Source organism: Mesorhizobium sp. M7A.F.Ca.CA.002.09.1.1 (genome assembly GCF_003998555.1).
Taxonomy (GTDB): domain Bacteria; phylum Pseudomonadota; class Alphaproteobacteria; order Rhizobiales; family Rhizobiaceae; genus Mesorhizobium; species Mesorhizobium ciceri.
This window is the reverse complement of sequence record NZ_RZRR01000307.1, coordinates 1-5,695: the sequence shown is the minus strand read 5'-3', so window position 1 is coordinate 5,695 and position 5,695 is coordinate 1. Positions and strand designations below refer to the sequence as shown.

Genomic DNA, 5,695 nt, shown 5'->3' with positions numbered 1-5,695 from the left:
GACGCTTGCCGTGTTTGACGAATTGGTGAAGGCAGGAAAGATTCGGCATTTCGGCCTGTCGAACGAGAGTTCCTGGGGCGTGATGCGGTTCCTTGCCGAAGCCGACAAGGGTATCGGCCCGCGCGTCGCGTCGATCCAGAACGCCTACAATCTCGTCAACCGCACCTTCGAGGTGAATCTCGCCGAGGTCTGCGAGCGCGAGCAGGTGTCGCTGCTGCCCTATTCGCCGCTGGCGCAGGGCTATCTCACCGGCAAGTACGACCACGGCGCGCGGCCTCAGGGCTCGCGCACGCAGCTGTTCAATCGCGGCCAGCGCTACGAGACGCCAGGTGCCGCCGAGGCACAACTCGAATACAATGAGCTGGCGCGCTCCTTTGGCCTGGAGCCGGCACTGTTTGCCAACGCCTTTGTCTCGAGCCGGCCGTTCGTGACCTCGAACATCGTCGGCGCGACGACCGTTGCGCAGCTCGATATGGCGCTGTCTTCCGTCGACGTCGTCTGGACCGACGAAATGCAGAAGGCGGTGGATGCGATCCACCAGCGGGTCGGCAATCCCTGTCCTTGAACGGGGATTTCTGGCCGAATATCCAACGATTACAATGGGAGAAGGGCGGCAATGAATTTTCCGATCGAGGCTATCCGGGGGAAATTTCCCGCTCTCTCTCTGACCGACAAGGGCCGCCGCCGCATCTATCTCGACAACCCTGCCGGCACGCAGGTGCCACAGGCAGTGGCGGATGCGGTATCGCGCTGTCTCTTGACCACCAATGCGAACCTTGGCGGCTACTTCGAAACGACGATTGCCGCGCAGGCCGTCGTCGATGAGGCACATGAGGCCATGGCCGATTTCCTCGGCGCCGCAAGCCCTGAGGAAATCGTCATCGGCGCCAACATGACGACGCTGACCTACCACATCTCGCGCACGCTCGGCCGCACGATGCAGCCCGGCGACGAGATCATCCTCACCCGCATGGACCATGAGGGCAACGTCTCGCCCTGGCTGCAACTGGCCGAGGATCACGGCCTCGTCGTGTGCTGGCTGCCGTTCGACGAAACCAGCTGGCAGGTCGAGGAGGCGACGCTGGCTGGCTTGCTTTCGGAGAAGACACGGCTGGTCGCGTTGAACTACGCCAGCAATTTGACCGGTTCGATCAACCGGGTGAAGGCGCTGACTGCGATAGCCAGGAATGCCGGTGCGCTGGTCTATGTCGATGCTGTCCAATTCGCGCCGCACGGGCTGATCGACGTGCAGGAGCTCGGCTGCGATTTCCTGATCTGCTCGGCCTACAAATTCTTCGGACCGCATATGGGCATATTGTGGGGCCGGCGCGACGTCATCGATGACTTGCAGCCCTATAAATGCCGCTGTTCGTCGAATGGCCTGCCGGAGCGGTTCGAACTCGGCACGCCGCAGATCGAGCTGATGGCCGGCCTCACCGCCGCAGTCGACTACTTTGCCGACCTTGGCGCGGCGGCGGGCGAGGGCGGTTCAAGAAGGCAGAAGATCGCCAAGGCGTTCGCGGCTTCGATCGCGTACGAAAACCCGCTGGCGCAACAACTGATCGACGGCCTGTCCGATATCGAGGGCTTGACCGTCCACGGCATCACCGACCCGAAGCGGCTCGGCGATCGCGTGCCGACGGTTTCCTTCACGGTCGAGCGCATCGTGCCGGAGACAATCGTGCGGCAGATGAACGCCGAAAACATCTTCCTGTGGTCCGGTCACAACTACGCCTGGGAGATCGTCCACCAGCTCGGCATTCCAGCCGAGCATGGCGTCGTGCGCATCGGCATTGCTCACTACAACACGGCAGCCGAAATCGACGAAACGCTGGAAAGTGTGCATCGGGTCATCGCCATGCTCAGGCAGCAGCGCTCCTAACGCTGGCTTGAGCACTCACCGCATCTTGCCGCCGAAGCCGGTGAGGAACGCGGTGAGATTGTCGCCGAGTTTGTCGCAGAGGTAGCCGCCCTCCTGGACGATGACCGTCGGCAGGTCGAGCTTTGCGATGGCCTCGCCGATGCGCGAGAAGCCAGGCGTCGTCACCGAAAGTCCGCCGAACGGATCGCCCTCGAACGCGTCGAGGCCGAGCGCCACAACGAGCGCGTCGGGCGAAAAGGCACGGATACGCTGGAAGGCCACCTCGAGCGCTTCGAGAAACGCCGCGTCGGCGGATTTGCGCGGCAGCGGCAGGTTGAAATTGTAGCCGAGGCCGGGCCCTTCGCCGCGCTCGTCGGCATGGCCCCAGAAGAACGGATAGAAGCGCACCGGATCGGCGTGCAGTGAGACGGTCAGCACATCCGGCCGTGCATAGAAGATGCCTTGCGTGCCGTTGCCGTGATGCAGGTCGACATCGAGGATCGCCACCCGTGCGGCCCGTTTGCGCAGAACCTGCGCCGCGACGGCCGAATTGTTGATGAAACAGAAGCCGCCGGCAACATCGGCAAAGGCATGGTGGCCGGGAGGGCGGCACAGCGCGTAGGCGGCCGGTGCGCCTGATATCACCGCCTCGGCCGCATCGACCGCGCTCCAGGCGCTCCATAGCGCGCTCTGCCATGTCTCGCCCGAGATCGGGCAGGCGGTGTCGGCCATGTGATAGCCGGCCTGGCCGACCGCCGAGGCCGGATAGGAGCCGTTGCGCGCGATCGGATGGATGTTGGGGATCACTTCGGCCGAAGCGCCCTCGATGCGCTGCCAGCGCGCGTAGATATGCTCGAGGAAATCCAGATATTCCGGCGTGTGCACCGCCGCGGCCGGGCCGAGCCCATGATCCCGAGGTCGCTCGATCGTGCAACCCGCAGATAGTGCGCCGACTAACAATCTCTCGATGCGCTCCGGCTTTTCCGGATTGGGCTGTGCCGCGCCGCTCGAAAGAAAGGCCCTGGGGTCGTGGCGCTTCTGTTCCTCGGCATAGAAGGCTTTCATTCCTGATCCCCGTTTTCCGGCGCGTCGGCGAAAGCAAAGAAGGCCTCGCCGATGATTTTTTGGGTCTGTTCGTAGCTCGACCAGGCGATGCCCAGCCTCTCGTAGAAGGCCTTGGCCCCTTCATTGTCGGTGTCGACGGACAGCCGGAGATAGACGCCGCCTTCCTTCCGGCACTGCGCCGCAACACGCCGCAGCAGCCGCTCGCCGATCTTGCGGCCGCGAAAACGATCCTCGACATAGAGGTCCTGCACATAGACGCCAGGCCGCCCCATCCATGTCGAAAAGATCGGGAAATGCAGGCAAAGGCCGGCAAACTCGCCGCCCACTTCGGCGATCAGGGTGGAGAAAGCGGGCTTTTCACCAAAGCCGTAGGTGCGCAAATCATCTGCTGTCGAAATGATCTCCTCCGGCGCACCGATATGCGTGCCGAGTTTCAGGATCGCGGCGTGGATGGTTTCGACGTCTTCCACTCGGCCGGGGCGGAGGCGGATTTTGGGCGAGGCAATCATTTCAGGTTCATCTCAGATCAGCATCTCAAAACGCCACCCGGTCGCCGCCCTTGAGCGCCAGCATGTCGCGCGCTTCGGTGGGCGTTGCAACCTCCAGCGACAGCCCGTCGAGAATGCCACGGATACGGCGCACCTGATCGGCATTGGATTTCGCCAGCTGGCGGCCGTCATAGAGACTGTCCTCCAGCCCGACACGGACATTGCCGCCCATGGCTGCTGCAATTGAGATCAGCGGCATCTGCTGGCGGCCGGCGGCGAGCACCGAGAACTGGTAGCTGTCGCCGAACAATTTGTCGGCGATCCGCTTCATGTGGACGAGATTGTCCGGGTCGGCGCCGATGCCGCCCAATATGCCAAGGACGAATTGGATGAACAGCGGTCCCGACACCAACCCCCGATCGCGAAAATGCGCCAGCGAATAGAGATGGCCGACATCATAGCATTCGAATTCGAAGCGCGTGCCGCAGCCCTTTCCCAGTCTTTCCAGCACCGCTTCCATATCGGCGAAGGTGTTCTTGAAGATCGTGTCGCGGGTGGCTTCCAGCAGCTTGGGTTCCCATTCGTGCTGCCATTCCCTCGGCTTGTCGAGCATCGGGAACAGCGCGAAATTCATCGAACCCATGTTGAGCGAGCACATTTCGGGTTCGGCCCGCAAAGGGGCTGCCAGCCGCTGGTCCAGCGTCATCAGCGACGAGCCGCCGGTGGTGATGTTGATCACTGCATCGGTCGCCTGCTTGATGCGCGGCAGGAACTGCATGTAGACGTCCGGATCGGCGGTCGGGCGGCCATCCCTCGGGTCGCGGGCGTGCAGATGCAGGATCGAGGCGCCGGCTTCCGCCGCCGCGATCGCGTCTGCGGCGATCTGGTCCGGCGTCACCGGCAGATAGGGCGACATGGACGGCGTGTGCACCGAGCCGGTGACGGCGCAGGTGATGATGACTTTTCGCGGTGCCATTCTTACCCCTGGCCTCCGACCGGCAGGTCGAGCTCGGCGGCCAGAACCTCCAGCGAGTCACCGATGATGGAGATGATCTCGCCGACCTGCTCGGCCGTGACGATCATCGGTGGCGCGACCATGAAATTGTCGCCGTCGACGCCGCCCTTGACCCTGCGGCCATAGATGATCAGCCCGCGTTCATAGGCGAGGTCGAGCAGCCGCTGCGTGGCTTTCTTGTTCTGGTCGATCGGTTTTAGGGTCTCGGGATCGGCGACCATCTGGGCGCCGGTGAGCAGGCCCTTGCCACGCACGTCGGCAAGGAACGGAAACCGCTTCGCCAGGCCTTTAAGCCCGTCCATCAGCACATCGCCCATGGCTGCCGCATTGGCGATCAGGTCGAGCCGGTCCATTTCGCCGAGCACAGCCAGGCCGGCGGCACAGGCCAGCGGATTGCCGGCATAGGTGTGGCCGTGCTGGAAGCCGCCGGAGGCGAGCAACGGCTGCACCAGCCGCATCGGTGCGGCGAGTGCGCCAAGCGGCGCATATCCGGAGCCCAGCCCCTTCGACAAGGCGACGATGTCTGGCTTGCAGTTCCAGTGATCGCCGCCGAGGAATTTGCCGGTGCGGCCGACACCGCTCATGACTTCGTCGTGGATGAGCAGGATGCCGTAGCGGTCGCAGATCTCGCGGATGCGTGGATAATAACTGTCCGGGGCCACCAGCGCCGCGGTCGCCGCACCGCCGATCGGCTCCATGATGAAGGCAACCACGCTGTCTGGACCTTCCGCAAGAATCTTCTCCTCCAGCATGTCGGCATAGCGGATGCCGCGCTGCTCAATCGAGAGATTGTCGCGGTCGCGCCAGGCATTCGGCGCCGGCACGGTTGGCATCACCCGCATCATCGGCTCGAACGTTTCGGCCAGCGCATCGTCGCCGGTGATCGAGAGCGAACCCAACGTGCCACCATGATAGGAGGGGAAACGCGTGATCACCTTCCAGCGGCTGGCCTGGCCGGTGGCGACCGCCCATTGCCGCGCCAGCTTGATGCAGGATTCCGTCGCCTCCGAGCCACCGGAGACGAAGAAGATGCGGTCCATGCCCTCCGGCAGCTTGCCGGCCAACTCCCGCGCCAACTCCTCCGCCGGCTCGTTCTCGAAATGCAGCCGATAGGCGAAGGTGGCGCGGTCCATCTGCCGCTTCATGGCGTCGAGCACATTGCGATTGGAATGGCCGATATTGGCCACCATCGGGCCGCTCGAGCCATCGATGAAGCGGCGGCCGTCCTGCGTCCACATGTAGATGCCTTCGGCGTGGTCGATCAGC

Annotated in this window: 6 protein-coding genes; 2 read left to right on the top strand and 4 right to left on the bottom strand. The window is 63.6% G+C overall.

The features are described from left to right. Together EN994_RS15315 and EN994_RS15310 are read left to right on the top strand one after the other, a co-directional pair. A partial coding sequence (locus EN994_RS15315) for an aldo/keto reductase (RefSeq protein WP_206530408.1) occupies positions 1–565 on the top strand: 565 nt, incomplete at its 5' end. 51 nt (positions 566–616) lie between these two features. Continuing rightward, the gene (locus EN994_RS15310) at positions 617–1,882 is read left to right on the top strand and encodes a cysteine desulfurase-like protein (RefSeq protein WP_063167832.1); all 1,266 of its coding nucleotides are present in this window, start codon (positions 617–619) and stop codon (positions 1,880–1,882) included. Positions 1,883–1,897: 15 nt separating this feature from the next. On the opposite strand, the gene EN994_RS15305 is transcribed toward EN994_RS15310, so the two are convergent. From EN994_RS15305 to EN994_RS15290, 4 genes are read right to left on the bottom strand one after another with little or no spacing between them, the layout of a single operon-like run. Continuing rightward, entirely contained in the window at positions 1,898–2,926 is a 1,029-nt protein-coding gene (locus tag EN994_RS15305) for a histone deacetylase family protein (protein WP_063167833.1), read from the bottom strand. Beyond that, a complete protein-coding gene (locus tag EN994_RS15300) occupies positions 2,923–3,435 on the bottom strand; it encodes a GNAT family N-acetyltransferase (protein WP_013532101.1) in 513 nt (170 codons plus the stop codon). Before EN994_RS15300 ends, EN994_RS15305 begins: the two co-directional genes overlap by 4 nt. 25 nt (positions 3,436–3,460) lie before the next feature. Then, complete coding sequence (locus EN994_RS15295) at positions 3,461–4,390, bottom strand: 3-keto-5-aminohexanoate cleavage protein (protein ID WP_013532100.1); 930 nt, start codon at positions 4,388–4,390, stop codon at positions 3,461–3,463. A gap of 2 nt (positions 4,391–4,392) precedes the next feature. Beyond that, positions 4,393–5,694 carry an aspartate aminotransferase family protein gene (locus tag EN994_RS15290; RefSeq protein WP_245466035.1) on the bottom strand — a complete coding sequence of 434 codons (1,302 nt, stop codon included), beginning with the start codon at positions 5,692–5,694 and terminating at the stop codon, positions 4,393–4,395. Position 5,695 lies beyond the last annotated feature (1 nt).